The organism is Chryseobacterium sp. 27AL (genome assembly GCF_057815395.1).
On the sequence record NZ_JBYRIW010000012.1, the window covers coordinates 88,184 to 101,719 of the forward strand.

Consider the following 13,536-nt stretch of genomic DNA (forward strand, 5'->3'; position numbering starts at 1 on the left):
ATGAAACATGTTCCCTCAAAAGTTTCTGTTATTGTTCCCGTTTATAATGTTGAAAATTATCTCACTCAATGTCTCGAATCATTAGTGAATCAAACCCATCAGAATATTGAGATCCTGGTGGTGAATGATGGAAGTAAAGATAATTCTGAGCAGATTATCAGGGAATATACCAGAAAATATCCTGAAAAGATAAAATCCTTCACCAAAGAAAATGGCGGACTGAGTGATGCCAGGAATTTTGGTATCGACAAAGCAACCGGAGATTTTATTGGTTTTGTAGACAGCGATGATTATGTAAGCCCTTTTATGTTTGAAGAAATGGTAGGGCTTGCGGAAAAATACCATGCGGAAATGGTGATCTGCAATATACAGAAGGTAAATGATCGTGGAAAAGTCATTCAGAAGCTTACGCAGATTCCGGATATGCCCGAAAAGATCGACCTTGAAAAGAACTTTTCCGTGTTTTCTGACATCAGTTATTTTGCCTGTAATAAATTGTTTAAGAAAGAACTTTTTAAAGAGAAACGGTTTAAAAGACATGTTCATTTTGAAGATATTCAGCTTATTCCGCAGCTTTTACTGGAATGTAAAACAATTGCTCAGACTCAAAGTTTTCACTATAACTATCTCGAAAGAGCAGATTCGATCACCAAAACCCACACGGAAAAAGGCCTTGATATTCTGAAAGCGGTAGAAGATGTAGAAGTTTTTTTTGAAAAAACAGCATATTCTGACAGACTGCTTGAACTTAAAAATTTCCAGATTTTTGAAGGGGTGTATTCTTTTATTGCTTACCTCGCTTTTGTAAAAGATGATGATGTTTTTTACAAAATGTGTGAAATATTAGAACAATTCATAAAGAAAAGAGATATAAAACTTAAAAATTTATTGAATTATAGTCGTTTTGGTAAGAATTATCTATTATCTTTGTCACTGAAAAAACGCATATTTTATCTTTTGTTTTTTGCTGAGCAAAAAAAACTGATAAGAAAATTAATGTAACACAAATGTAAGTGCTGTTCGGAGACAAGGCAACACAACTTTTTTCCGGTGCATTTCTTCAACAGGAATCGGCAGTGCTTTTAAATGAAAAAAAGATGAAAAATTTTGAATTGTTCTTAGCTCAATCGGGTCTGCCCATATTTTATATCAAAGTTGGACTTGGTTTTTTATTTTCTTTTTTAATCACTTTTTTTTCAATTCCTACCATTCTCAAGATTTCGAGAAAGAAAAATCTTATGGATGAGCCTGGGGTAAGGAGTTCTCATCTCCGGAAAGTTGCCAACCTTGGCGGGATCGCTATTTTTTACTCCATAGGTATTTGTGCTCCTATTTTTGCGTATGAACTTTTTGATCTTTATAAATTTCTCTTCGCTTCACTGGTTATCCTTCTTTATGTAGGCGTGATGGATGATATTGTCGTCATGAGAGCATATAAAAAGCTTGTGGCACAGATTGTTGTTTCATCACTGGTCGTAATTGGATCGGATATCAGAATCAGGAATCTTTTCGGGATTTTCGGGATTTATGAGATCAATTACTTCGTTAGTGTGATTTTCAGCATTATTACTTTTATTATTCTTATTAATGCCTTTAACCTTATTGACGGAATTGATGGCCTTGCAGGAGGATATTCTTTGATCTGTAGCGGGCTTTTTGGAATAAGCTACTACCGGTTGGGAGAATACAATTATCCGTTAGTAATTTTATCAGTGATCATTATTGGTTCAGTCTTAGCTTTTCTGTATTATAATCTGTCAAACTACAGGACCAGTAAAATTTTCATGGGAGATACAGGATCAATGCTGCTGGGTTTTTTATTAGCCTTTACTTCGATATCTTTCATTGATATTTTTATTGATAAGAAGCTTCCTTATGTGCCAAGATATTATCTCCAGTCGGCACCGGTTGTGGCGGTTGCCATACTCATTTTGCCAATAGTAGATACACTGAATGTTATTATTATCAGACTGATCAATGGAAAATCGCCTTTCGACGCCGATAAAAATCATATTCATCACAAGCTTTTAAAGCTTAATCTTTCTCACAGGAGATCAGCATTCTACATTATTTTATATTATCTTTTTGTGGTAAGTCTGGCATATTATCTAAGGCATATCAACGTAAACCTCTTACTTCTTATTATCGTTCTTTTTGGTTTTCTGGGGGCATATATACCTCACATCTTTTATGCCTTAAAGCATCTTAAAAACACTAACAATTAATTTACTATTTGTAATAATTTCAAATATGATGAAACATTATAATTATTTATTTTTTTTAATGCTGCCCTTTTTGATGATGTCGTGTATCACTACCAAAGATGTCCGCTATATGCAGCCCAGTGAAAGTCTTGTAATCAATGAAGAAGGTCTTATTCCGTACAATATTCCGGTATACAGAATCACCAGAAATGACATCCTGAATCTGAATATTGTCACCACTCCGAAAGGGGATGCCGCTCAGTTTTACTCTTCACTGAATACATCGGGATCAGCCGTAGCGCCGGGTGCCTCAACGGCAGCTTCTGCGGCTGTCCGTGGAAATGGCACAGGAAGTATTGGAGGAACGACGACGGGAGGCAATGCGGTATTCTACTTCAACGGATTAAAAGTGGATTCTAAAGGAGATATTAATGTGTTTGGAATAGGGTATATTAAGGCGGAAGGAAGAACAATTGAGGATGTTTCTCAGGAAATACAGGCCAAAGTAAATGAAAACTTTCAGGAAGGGAAATCGGAAGTAAGACTGAATACCGACGGAATTACCTATTATATATTAGGAGATATCGAAACAACCGGACTTACAGGAGAAAAAGTAGCCCACAAGAATACACTTAATATTACCGAAGCACTGGCAATTAACGGGGGGCTCAACAGAACCGTTGACAAAAAGAATATTGTGATCCACAGAAAACTCCCGGAAGGAATAAAAGTGGCGAAGATCGATCTTACCAGAGAGGATATCATGAATTCGCCCTACTATTATGTACAGAACGGCGATGAAATTTATCTTAATACACGAGCAAAAAGTCTTAATGGTTTAGGAAAAGATCCTATCCAGACTTTAACAACGGGAGTGTCGGTCTTTACTACTGCTCTGTCCATTTATTTACTTCTTAAAAATCTTTAATTTATGATCCCTGGAAAAGAAACTCAGGCGGAGAAGGTTAATTCTCAGAAAGAAAAACATGGTTCTTTCTCGCTATTTGATATTGAACATTTTTTAAGAAGGATTTTAAAAAACTGGTACTGGTTCGTTATAATGCTGATCATCGGCTATTCCATTTCTTGGGTGTACACCAAGTATTATGCGCAAAGTATTTATGCCTCAAGTTTATCTTTAAGTGTCTCCAGTAATACAGCGAGCTATTTTACACCGAACCAATCTGTGAATCTCATTTGGAATAGCGGAGGAAATCAGGATGGAATTTATCTCAAGAAAATGCTTTTATCCAGAACTCATAATGAGTTTTTGGTTAAAGAGCTGGGACTCTATGTAAACTATTCTACGAAAGGAGCTATCAAATCAACTTATTTGGATAAAGATGATATCCCTGTACTGGTAGAAGTAGATAAAAATCATCTCCAACAGACGGATTATCCGGTAACATTAATTCCTAAAGGAAATAGTAAATACGAAGTGGTTTTGCCGGAAGATGGACAGTCTTCAACGTTGTACAGCTATGAAAACGAGGGATTTTTTACAATTGATCCTTATAATAAATCTGCCGACAAGATCATTGAAATAGGAGAGTGGTACACTGCTCCTAATCTTCGGTTCAGACTGATGAAAAATCCTATCATACCCAAAATCGAACTGGATAATATTATTTTCAGGCTTAATACGATAAACAAAGCGGTAAATGATATTACTTCGACCATTTCAGTGGATTTTGATAAAGAAATTAATACCATCATGATTATTACTAAAAAAGGATATAATCTAAATGGGACTGTTAATTTTCTCAATAAATCTGTAAGCGAGCTGCAGAAAAAAAGACAGGCAGACAAACTGATAGTTGATAAGAATACAGATGCTTATTTACAAGAAAATCTTGATAAAATAAGGAAAAAACTGGACTCAAGTGCCAATGTGCTGAATTATATGAAAACCACCGAGAAGCTCTATGACATTAAAGACAGAGATGAAAAGTCTCTGAATGAAATCAAAGAACTCGAGACTAAAAAAGCAGATTTTGAAAGTAAAATTACTTCATTGAATCAGATAAAGCGAATGCTTGCTTCTCAGAACTTTGATAAGATGATCAGCACCACGGCGGCCGGCTTTCAGGACGGAATGTTCACGGCATCCATTACAGAACTCAAAGATTTGTATCTGAAAAGAAGGGAAATGGCTTTTATTTATAAGCCCAATTCAGAACCAATGATTGAGATCAATAAGCTCATCAATGATGCCCGAATGAATTCCAATAATGTTTTAAGAAACTACTACTCTGAATATCTTAAGGAAATAGAAAAAATTAATAAGAAAGTTTCTACTGCGGATTTAGATCTTCATGCTTATCCGGAGAAAGAAAGAAAATATCTGGATGCAGAGAGGGGATATAATATGATTGAGGCTACTTACAATAGTTTGCTCAGCAGACAAAACGAAACCCAGTTGAAAATAGCAGGAAATCAATCCGATATCACTGTGATCGATCCTGCCAAAAATGTAGGACAATCTGCAATCGGTCCAAATGTAAGAGCTGTAAAAGCAGGAATTATAGGCGGATTGCTAATTCTTCCAATATTATTTATTTTAATTGGTGAAGTGCTTGATACCAAAATCAGAAATATTAAGGAGTTGTTGAATGCTACCAGAATACCTCTTCTGGGTGTGATCGGGAAAAATAATAATGAAACCATGCTTACTGTTTTGGAGCAGCCGAAATCTTTTGTTTCAGAGGCATTCCGAGGAATAAGGGCCAATGTAAGGTTTTTATCAGGTGAAAATGAGAAAAGCAAAGTAGTTTTGGTAACCTCCTCAATCGGGGGAGAAGGGAAGACGTATGTTTCCATAAATCTCGCCTCTGTCTTGGGCTTAAGCGATAAGAAAACAATTCTTCTTGGGATGGATCTTCGGAAGCCAAAAATTTTTGGTGATTTTAAAATCGATAATAAATACGGAATTTCAAACTATCTTACCGGAGAGGTAGAAATGAACCAGATCATCAATAAAACAAAAATTCCTAATCTTGATGTGGCTACTTCAGGACCAATTCCTCCCAATCCTTCTGAACTTCTTATGAGCGAGAGAAATATAAAATTTATTCAGGATTTAAAATCAATGTACGATTTTATTATCATAGACTCTCCTCCGGTAGGCCTGGTGGCAGATTCTTATGAACTGATGAAATATTCTGATGCCAACATATATGTAGTTCGTCATGAATATACCGAGAAGTACATGCTGAAGTTGATTACTGAAAAATATCATAATAAAGAAGTGGAAAATTTGGGATTGGTATATAATGATTATACTTCTACACAGGGTTATGGCTATGGTTATGGCTACGGATATGGCTACGGCTACGGTTATTTTGATGAGGACAAAAATTATAAAGAACCATTGTTAATAAGAATTAGAAATAAAGTACGCGATATATTCAATAAAAAATAATACTTTTAAGCCCTCATTTAATGGCACTTTATAATATGATGATCATTGTGAATCTATTAAAAAAAGAATAATTTAGCGACTTTATCGTTTACTTTATAACAAATTATGTTTTTTTGTTTATTTTTAACTAAACATTAAGATTATCATTAATATAAAAATGTTTTATATTTGCAAAAATTAAATTTTAAAATAACCATAAATCCATATTCTTTTATGAATAGAAAATTATTGTTTAGCTTCCTTGCCGCACTAGGAACTGTGGTAAGTGTTAAAGCTCAAAGAAACGAACTGGGGGTTCGTCTAGGTATGAGTAACCTAGTAGGGGATATAGGGAGAACGAATTATATTTTACAAAAGCCATTGGATTTACATAAGGTATCGAATTGGGGAGTTCCGTTTTATGGTGGTATTTTATATAGATTTAATTTTAATCCTCATCAGACTGTAAGATTGGATCTTGGATATAATCAGATTCAATTTAATGATAAAGTTGCGAAAGAAGAATACAGAAAAAATAGAAACTCATTCGGAAAAAACAATGTTTACGAAGCAAGTTTGGTTTTTGAATATAACTTTTTTCCGGTAAACAACGAACAGAGAAGTATGGTAAGCCCATATATTTTCGGTGGGGTTGGTGCTTTGATGTTTGATGCCCCGAAAGCTACTCTTATCAATGATTTCAGAAGAGATGCAGACGGTGTTGCGCAGGCTCCTATCAATGAGCTGGATTTTACAACAACGCCGGTGTACTCTACAGGATCAAAGACTACCATGCATATTCCTTTTGGAGTAGGGTTGAAATATAAATTTAATTATAACTGGGCAATCTTTGCAGAAGCTACATTCAGATATACGCTTACAGACCAGCTGGATTATAGCAGAATTCTTAGTAAAGATGTTATCTCTACGTACAACGGAGATATCTTAAGCCCTGTTACCGGAGGGTCTCTCCTTCAGACTGACGCCTACTATGTGGTGTCTAAAGAAAGAGAAGCTGCCTTGATAGGAGAAAGAAATATTGGAGATTCAAAGTCTAAAGACTGGATGAATACGGTAAGTCTCGGTTTGACTTATTCGTTCGGAAGACCTCCGTGTTATTGTGATTAATATGTCGTTGATAAAAGATAAAATAGATCCTGATAATTTACCAAAGCATGTTGCTGTTATCATGGATGGTAATGGAAGATGGGCAAAATCGCGTGGCGAAGAAAGAACTTTCGGTCACCGAAATGCCATAAATGCGGTAAGAAATGCCATAAATGCATGTAATGAAATACATATTCCGTATTTAACACTTTATACCTTTTCTTCGGAAAACTGGAACCGCCCTGCTGAAGAAGTAAATACTTTAATGAATTTACTTGTAGAAACATTATTGCTTGAAGCAGAGGAGATTTTCAGTAAAGGGCTAAGGATGCATGTTATAGGCAATCTGGATAAACTTCCCCCGCTCGTTAAAGATCAGCTTAACCGGGTGGTGGAACTTACCAAAGAAAACACAAAGGGGAATTTGGTATTGGCCATAAGCTATGGCTCTCAAAATGAGATACTGAATGCCGTAAAAAACATAAGTAAAGATGTAAAGGAAGGCAAGATAGATGCAGAAGAGATTGATGAAAAATTATTCGAAAACTATCTTTATACTAAAGATTTCCCCCCTGTTGATCTTCTGATAAGAACCAGCGGTGAGATCAGAATCAGTAATTTCCTCCTTTGGCAGATCGCCTATGCAGAACTGCAGTTTTTAGATGTTCTGTGGCCGGACTTTACAAAAGATATTTTCTTTCAGTGTATTGTTGATTATCAAAACAAAGAAAGAAGATTCGGAAAGACCGGAGAACAAATAAAAATCCAGTAAAATTTAAGAAAAGAAAGACTACGATAAAAAATGAAGTTTAGACTATTACCCATCATTATGTTTGTTGCTTCTGCACATTTTTATGGACAGGTAACTCCACAGGACAGCACACAGGTGAGCAAATCTGTACAAGCAGAAAACCAGGCTGGAACATACACACTGAAAGACATCGTTGTAGATGGGGTTAAAAAATATACGCCGGATCAGATTCTGAGATTTACAGGTTTATCTAAAGGTGAAACTGTAGATATTCCCGGACAGAAAATCAGTAACGCTGTAAAGAAACTTTGGGATACCCAATCTTTTTCTGAGGTGGAAGTATATGTGCAAAGCATTGAAGGCGAAACGATTGTTTTAAGATTCTATTTGCAGGATCTTAAAGATCTTGGTGAAGTAAAATTCACAGGAAAAGGAATCGGGAAATCCAAGAACGAGAAAATGGCAAAAGACAACAATCTGAAGCCGGGAACTAAAATTACTCAAAATTTGGTTTCAAGTCTTAAAACTAATATTCCCAAAGATTTTGTTAAAAAAGGATTTGCTGATGCCAAAATTACCATCCAGGATAAAGTAAACGCGGGAGATCCAAATCTGATAGACTGGACGATCAATGTAGATAAAGGAAAAAGAATCAAAATCGATCATATCGAATTTGAAGGAAATACTGCAGTTTCAGACAGAAAGCTAAGAAAAAAGGGATTCAAAGAAACCAAGCAGAAAAGATTTGGTATCGGGGGAATCCTAAAATCTTCAAAATTCATCGAAGAAAAATATCAGGAAGACAAACAGAATCTTGTAAACTACTACAACTCATTAGGGTACAGAGATGCAAAGATTGTCTCAGATTCTGTCTGGAGAAATAAAAGAAATAACTACGAGATCAATGTAAAACTTAATGAAGGTAAGCAGTATTATATCGGAGATATTACATTTACCGGCAATACAGTCTATTCTACAGATTATTTACAGAGACTTTTAGGATACAAAAAAGGAGATATTTACGATGCCGTTGGTTTCAACAAAAAAGTAGGTGAAGACGGAGGAAAAGAAGATGATTCCGACATCAAATCTGTTTACATGAACAATGGTTACCTTTTCTCAAATGTAACTCCTGTAGAAAAATCGGTAAACGGAGATAAGATTAATCTTGAAATCCGTATCAACGAAGGTGAAAAAGCAACCTGGAACCGGGTGACATGGGAAGGAAATACCACAACCCACGATCATGTAATCCTACGAGCCTTAAGAACAAAACCGGGAAATCTCTTCGCTAAAAGTGATATTAAGAGAACGTATTTCGATTTAGCCGGGATGCAGTTTTTTGATCCACAACAGGTTGGTCAGGATATTCAGCCGAACCAACAGGATAATACAGTGGATATCAACTGGAAATTGGTAGAGAAAGGTTCGTCTCAGGTACAGTTGCAGGCAGGTTACGGAGGTAACAGCTTTATCGGAACATTAGGGTTGACATTCAATAACTTCTCGTTAAAGAACTTCCTTAGATTTAAAGACTTTAAACCTGTTCCTCAGGGAGATGGACAAACATTATCCCTTCAGGCTCAGGCAGGACAGTACTTCCAGAATTACGGGATTTCATTTACGGAGCCATGGTTATTCGGAACCAGACAAACCTCGCTTTCGGTAAGTTTAAATAATTCAAGGGTAAAATATTCTGATATTTATGGTGCTTCTCAGAAATTGAATATTTTCTCTGCTTCAGCAGGATTAAACAGATTACTGAGATGGCCGGATGATTATTTCTCATTGTATACCGGGCTTCAGTTCCAGAAATACGACTTTAAAAATTATCCGTTTGACTTTGGAGGGGTTACAGAAAATTATGGTACGGCAAACAACTTCAGCATCAACTTAGGATTAAGCAGAAACTCTGCCGGTATTGACCCTATTTTCCCAACGGTAGGTTCGAATATTGATCTTTCTGTAAAATTTACTCCGCCTTATTCACTGTTTGGCAACAAAGATTACTCAACAATGAGCCCAACGGAAAAATATAAATGGATGGAATTTTATAAAGTGAAGTTCAAAGCTGACGTTTATAACGAAATTGTTGGAAAGCTGGTCTTGAGATCTTCTGCTGAAATGGGATTCATGGACGGATATAACAAAAACCTTGGTGCTCCGCCGTTTGAAAGATTTTATGTAGGAGGTACAGGTCTTTTCGGAGGACGATATGACGGTAGAGAATTAATCCCATTGAGAGGTTATGAAAATGCATCCACGTATGGAGGAACTTCTGAAGATATTACCCCGACAGGTGGAGGTACTATTTACAACAGATTTACGTTAGAATTAAGATATCCGATCTCACTGAACCAAACTGCAAAGATTTATGCATTGACGTTCGCGGAAGGAGGTAACGTTTGGAATTCATGGGGAAATTATAATCCATTCCAGCTGAAAAGATCAGTAGGTGTTGGGGTTAGAGTTTACATGGGTGCCTTTGGATTGATCGGATTTGACTTTGCTTATGGATTTGATAAACCTATTGGCTCTTCAGAACCTTCAGGATGGAAGACACACTTCTTGATGAACCAATCTTTATAATTCATCATATGAAAAAATTTAGAATCGTTTTCTCGTTCATTTTATTTTTGCTTTTCGGTTTAAGCAATGCACAGAAAGTAGGCGTTGTTGATACAGAGTATATCTTAAATAAAATGCCACAGTATAAAGAAGCCGAAGCCAGGCTGAATGCACAGATTGATACCTGGCAGTCGGAACTTCAGAATCTGCAGTCGGAGTACGAGCGCAAAAGATCTGCCTTTGAAAGTGAAAAAGTACTTTTAATAGGCGATCAGCTAAAACTCCGGGAAAAAGAGGTAATGGATTTGGAGAAAAATATCAAAACCACGACAAGTCTACGTTTTGGAGCTACCGGTGAGATAAAAAAACTGAGAACAAACCTTGTACAGCCTTTCCAAGACCAGATCTGGGAAGCAATCAAGACGATGGCTGAGAAAAACGGGATAGGCATTGTGCTTGATAAAACAAGCAATAACGTACTCTTCCTTCAGAAACGATTCGATTATTCAGATAAAGTATTGGATATTTTATTGAAAGATACCGATAAGAAAGAAAAAACTAAAACCAAGAAATAAAAGTTTAACTTTTATTAAATTTACAGATCTAAAAACAAAATTAAATTATTTATTTACCAATTATGAAAAAATTAAGTGTATTATTTGCAGCGGTAATGATGGTTGTATCGGTAGGTATGGCAAAAGCTCAAAAAATTGCAACTTTAGACGTTATAGGTGTTCTTAATGCAATGCCTGAAAAGAAAAAAGCAGATACTGATCTTAAAGCTTTCTTAGATACTAAACAAGCTGAAATCAAGAAAAAAGCAGATGCGGGACAGGCTAAATTAAAGCAATATACCGAAGAGGCTCCTAAGAAAACAGCTGAAGAAAACAAAGCAAGAGAAGCTGAATTGTCAAAAATGCAGCAGGAAATTCAGGACATGAACGATAAAGCTCAGAAAGATTTCGTAGCAAGACAAGATGCTGCTTACGAACCAATCGAGAAAAAGCTGAACGATGCTGTTTCAAAAGTGGCGAAAGCAAACGGTTATGATTACATCATGGATGCAAACTCTTCCGCTTTCGTGTTCAAAGGAGGTCCGGATGCTACTCCGGCTGTGAAAAAAGAACTAGGTGTGCAATAATTTTTAGAAATTAATAAACATTTATAAAATAACCATCTCTCATCGGGGTGGTTTTTTTATTTTTGCACCATGAAGAAAGAAGTATCAACCACGGTAAAGGTGCGGTTTAGTGATTGTGATCCGATTGGTCATTTAAATAATGTGAAATATCTGGATTATATGTTCAATGCCAGAGAAGATCATGTGGAAACATTTTACGGTTTTACCTACGAAGAATATACAAAACAGACCGGATGCACATGGATTGCCATTCAGAACGAAATTGCCTATCTAAAAGAAGTGAGATATAATACTTCGGTGGTGATCAGCAGCAAAACCATAGAAGTTCAAGATAGAACAGCAAAGGTTGAAATTCTTATGAAAAGTTTAGACGAAAAAACCATTCATGCAGTTTTGTGGGTAACGGTTATTTACTTTAATGTTAAAACGAGACGTTCAGAAGTACATCCTGAAGATATTAAAGAAACGTTCAATAAATTTTATGTAGATTTAGAACAGAAAGATTTTCAGTCAAGAGTTAAATTTTTAAGATCACAGAACGCAAAAAATTCATAATGAGAAAAGTATTGGTAATAGGAGGAAACGGACAACTGGGAAATTGTATCAGAAAAATTGCCCCCGATTTTGAATTAGATTATGAGTTTATTTTTACAGATTCACAAACGCTTGATGTTACAAATGAAGATCAGGTACAATCTTTTTTTTATGACAATAAACCTGACTTTTGTATTAATGCATCAGCTTTTACAGCGGTAGACCTTGCAGAAAGCGAAAAAGAAAAAGCTTTTGCCGTAAATGCACAGGGGGTTGCTCACCTTGCAGAAGCCAGCAAAGAATATAATACGGTATTAATTCATGTTTCCACAGACTATGTTTTTGATGGTGAAACCAATCTCTGTTATTCAGAAGATGATTTCACCAATCCGATAGGAGTTTACGGTGAATCAAAATTAAAAGGAGAAGAGCTTGCTTTGGATATAAATCCCCAAACAATCATTCTCAGGACATCATGGTTGTATTCCGAATTCAACAAAAATTTTGTGAAAACCATGCTTAATCTATTTTCCCAAAAAGAAGAGCTGGGAATCGTAGCCGATCAATTTGGTCAGCCTACCAATGCAAACGACTTGGCAGAAGCAATCATGAAAATCATCGAAGCTCCTCAAAAAACATACGGTATTTTTCATTTTTCAAATTATCCTGAAACAACCTGGTTTGAATTTGCAGAAAAAATAGCTGAATTTTCAAAATCAAAAATTAAATTAAACCAATTAACAACTGAGCAATATCCGACTCCGGCCAGAAGACCCGGACGCAGCACAATGTGTCTCGATAAAATTGAAGAAACCTATAAGATAGAACCCAAATATTGGGAAAATAGTCTGGAAGAATGCATCAGTATTCTCACACAACAATAAAGTATAGAATGAAAAACTCAATAATAATCATCTTTATTTTTCTCGCACACTTGTTCTGTGCACAAAATGTACTTTTAACAAAAGTTGAGAAAACACACGACAATACAGATCGTTTTTTATATAAAATAGATCAGGAAATAAAAAATGCTGAATACCTTGGCGAGGTCGAAGTACAGGGCTTTTCAAAAAATGATGCTGAAGTTTTTTCGGCTGTATACAAGAAAGCAAAAGAAATTGGAGCCAATACTTTCACTCTGAAACCTTTCGAAACGGTGGATGGCTCTCTACAAAACTTCAATCCCTCAAACTACAGACTTGCTTTATATTACCTGCCAAAAGAAAAATTGGTTAACCAATCAGGAAATATGTATTTATTCGCATCCTCAGACAAAGATCAGAAAATAGGCATTAATAAAAGAGATTATGTTATTTCTCCAAGATCTTATTTGGTGATAAAAACAACGCCCGGCGAAATTTACACGATCTCTACAAAAAAACTTTTAGGTTCTGCCATTAAAGTTCAACCGAAAGAAAACAGCTCCAATCAGTATTTTCAGATTTCAGCAACAAAAATAAAGCCCGATGAAACAGGAGTGGGCGGACTAAATTTAAAAAGCGGCGATATCATCGGCCTCGAAAAATCCTACGCCGAATTTCTTAGTGCCATCTATAACAAACAAAAAGCAGAGTGAAAACTTTGCTTTTTTCATATAATGCACACTTGAATTCTCTTTCTAAAACTCACCCACTCCCACATTCATCCACTCTCAAACTCTCCACCCCTTTTACCCTCGTACTCTCCAACTCACCTATTTTTTATGGGAGCTTTTTCCGGCTCTCCGCTCATACTCCTCGCGCCGACCTTCACCGATGCTCTCCAACACCCAATCCTGTACGCTCCAACACTCCAGCCCCGCTGTGGGGTAACCGCTTCTATCCGGGCTAGG

Annotated in this window: 12 protein-coding genes; all 12 read left to right on the plus strand. The window is 36.1% G+C overall.

Annotation, left to right across the window (positions count from 1 at the left end; translation table 11 throughout):
- On the plus strand, nucleotides 1–1,002 hold the full coding sequence (locus tag AC3WV0_RS14925; RefSeq protein ID WP_488846896.1) for a glycosyltransferase family 2 protein: 1,002 nt from the start codon (nucleotides 1–3) through the stop codon (nucleotides 1,000–1,002).
- Between the two features lie 95 nt (nucleotides 1,003–1,097).
- Nucleotides 1,098–2,225, plus strand: a complete 1,128-nt coding sequence (locus AC3WV0_RS14930) for a glycosyltransferase family 4 protein (RefSeq protein ID WP_488846897.1) — start codon at nucleotides 1,098–1,100, stop codon at nucleotides 2,223–2,225.
- Nucleotides 2,226–2,250: 25 nt separating this feature from the next.
- Nucleotides 2,251–3,132, plus strand: coding sequence for a polysaccharide biosynthesis/export family protein (locus AC3WV0_RS14935; protein ID WP_488846898.1), 882 nt, complete (start codon nucleotides 2,251–2,253; stop codon nucleotides 3,130–3,132).
- A 3-nt stretch (nucleotides 3,133–3,135) separates the two neighbouring features.
- Nucleotides 3,136–5,625, plus strand: coding sequence for an exopolysaccharide transport family protein (locus AC3WV0_RS14940; RefSeq protein WP_488846899.1), 2,490 nt, complete (start codon nucleotides 3,136–3,138; stop codon nucleotides 5,623–5,625).
- A gap of 213 nt (nucleotides 5,626–5,838) precedes the next feature.
- Nucleotides 5,839–6,732, plus strand: a complete 894-nt coding sequence (porG, locus tag AC3WV0_RS14945) for a type IX secretion system protein PorG (protein ID WP_488846900.1) — start codon at nucleotides 5,839–5,841, stop codon at nucleotides 6,730–6,732.
- Between the two features lies 1 nt (nucleotide 6,733).
- Nucleotides 6,734–7,483: an undecaprenyl pyrophosphate synthase gene (gene uppS / locus AC3WV0_RS14950; RefSeq protein ID WP_488846901.1), complete on the plus strand. Its 750-nt coding sequence runs from the start codon at nucleotides 6,734–6,736 to the stop codon at nucleotides 7,481–7,483.
- Between the two features lie 30 nt (nucleotides 7,484–7,513).
- Nucleotides 7,514–10,051 carry an outer membrane protein assembly factor BamA gene (gene bamA / locus AC3WV0_RS14955; protein ID WP_488846902.1) on the plus strand — a complete coding sequence of 846 codons (2,538 nt, stop codon included), beginning with the start codon at nucleotides 7,514–7,516 and terminating at the stop codon, nucleotides 10,049–10,051.
- Between the two features lie 8 nt (nucleotides 10,052–10,059).
- Nucleotides 10,060–10,605 carry an OmpH/Skp family outer membrane protein gene (locus AC3WV0_RS14960; RefSeq protein WP_488846903.1) on the plus strand — a complete coding sequence of 182 codons (546 nt, stop codon included), beginning with the start codon at nucleotides 10,060–10,062 and terminating at the stop codon, nucleotides 10,603–10,605.
- Between the two features lie 62 nt (nucleotides 10,606–10,667).
- Nucleotides 10,668–11,171 (plus strand): OmpH/Skp family outer membrane protein, encoded by a 504-nt coding sequence (locus tag AC3WV0_RS14965; protein ID WP_488846904.1) that lies wholly within the window; start codon nucleotides 10,668–10,670, stop codon nucleotides 11,169–11,171.
- A gap of 69 nt (nucleotides 11,172–11,240) precedes the next feature.
- A complete protein-coding gene (locus AC3WV0_RS14970; RefSeq protein ID WP_488846905.1) occupies nucleotides 11,241–11,726 on the plus strand; it encodes an acyl-CoA thioesterase in 486 nt (161 codons plus the stop codon).
- Nucleotides 11,726–12,589 (plus strand): dTDP-4-dehydrorhamnose reductase, encoded by an 864-nt coding sequence (gene rfbD, locus AC3WV0_RS14975; protein ID WP_488846906.1) that lies wholly within the window; start codon nucleotides 11,726–11,728, stop codon nucleotides 12,587–12,589. Before AC3WV0_RS14970 ends, rfbD begins: the two co-directional genes overlap by 1 nt.
- Before the next feature lie 8 nt (nucleotides 12,590–12,597).
- The gene (locus AC3WV0_RS14980) at nucleotides 12,598–13,281 is read left to right on the plus strand and encodes a hypothetical protein (protein WP_488846907.1); all 684 of its coding nucleotides are present in this window, start codon (nucleotides 12,598–12,600) and stop codon (nucleotides 13,279–13,281) included.
- Nucleotides 13,282–13,536: the final 255 nt, after the last annotated feature.

Coding starts and splice junctions, on each gene's coding strand:
- AC3WV0_RS14925 (WP_488846896.1), top strand. CDS start 1: ATGAAACATGTTCCCTCAAAAGTTTCTGTTATTGTTCCCGTTTATAAT.
- AC3WV0_RS14930 (WP_488846897.1), top strand. CDS start 1,098: ATGAAAAATTTTGAATTGTTCTTAGCTCAATCGGGTCTGCCCATATTT.
- AC3WV0_RS14935 (WP_488846898.1), top strand. CDS start 2,251: ATGATGAAACATTATAATTATTTATTTTTTTTAATGCTGCCCTTTTTG.
- AC3WV0_RS14940 (WP_488846899.1), top strand. CDS start 3,136: ATGATCCCTGGAAAAGAAACTCAGGCGGAGAAGGTTAATTCTCAGAAA.
- porG (WP_488846900.1), top strand. CDS start 5,839: ATGAATAGAAAATTATTGTTTAGCTTCCTTGCCGCACTAGGAACTGTG.
- uppS (WP_488846901.1), top strand. CDS start 6,734: ATGTCGTTGATAAAAGATAAAATAGATCCTGATAATTTACCAAAGCAT.
- bamA (WP_488846902.1), top strand. CDS start 7,514: ATGAAGTTTAGACTATTACCCATCATTATGTTTGTTGCTTCTGCACAT.
- AC3WV0_RS14960 (WP_488846903.1), top strand. CDS start 10,060: ATGAAAAAATTTAGAATCGTTTTCTCGTTCATTTTATTTTTGCTTTTC.
- AC3WV0_RS14965 (WP_488846904.1), top strand. CDS start 10,668: ATGAAAAAATTAAGTGTATTATTTGCAGCGGTAATGATGGTTGTATCG.
- AC3WV0_RS14970 (WP_488846905.1), top strand. CDS start 11,241: ATGAAGAAAGAAGTATCAACCACGGTAAAGGTGCGGTTTAGTGATTGT.
- rfbD (WP_488846906.1), top strand. CDS start 11,726: ATGAGAAAAGTATTGGTAATAGGAGGAAACGGACAACTGGGAAATTGT.
- AC3WV0_RS14980 (WP_488846907.1), top strand. CDS start 12,598: ATGAAAAACTCAATAATAATCATCTTTATTTTTCTCGCACACTTGTTC.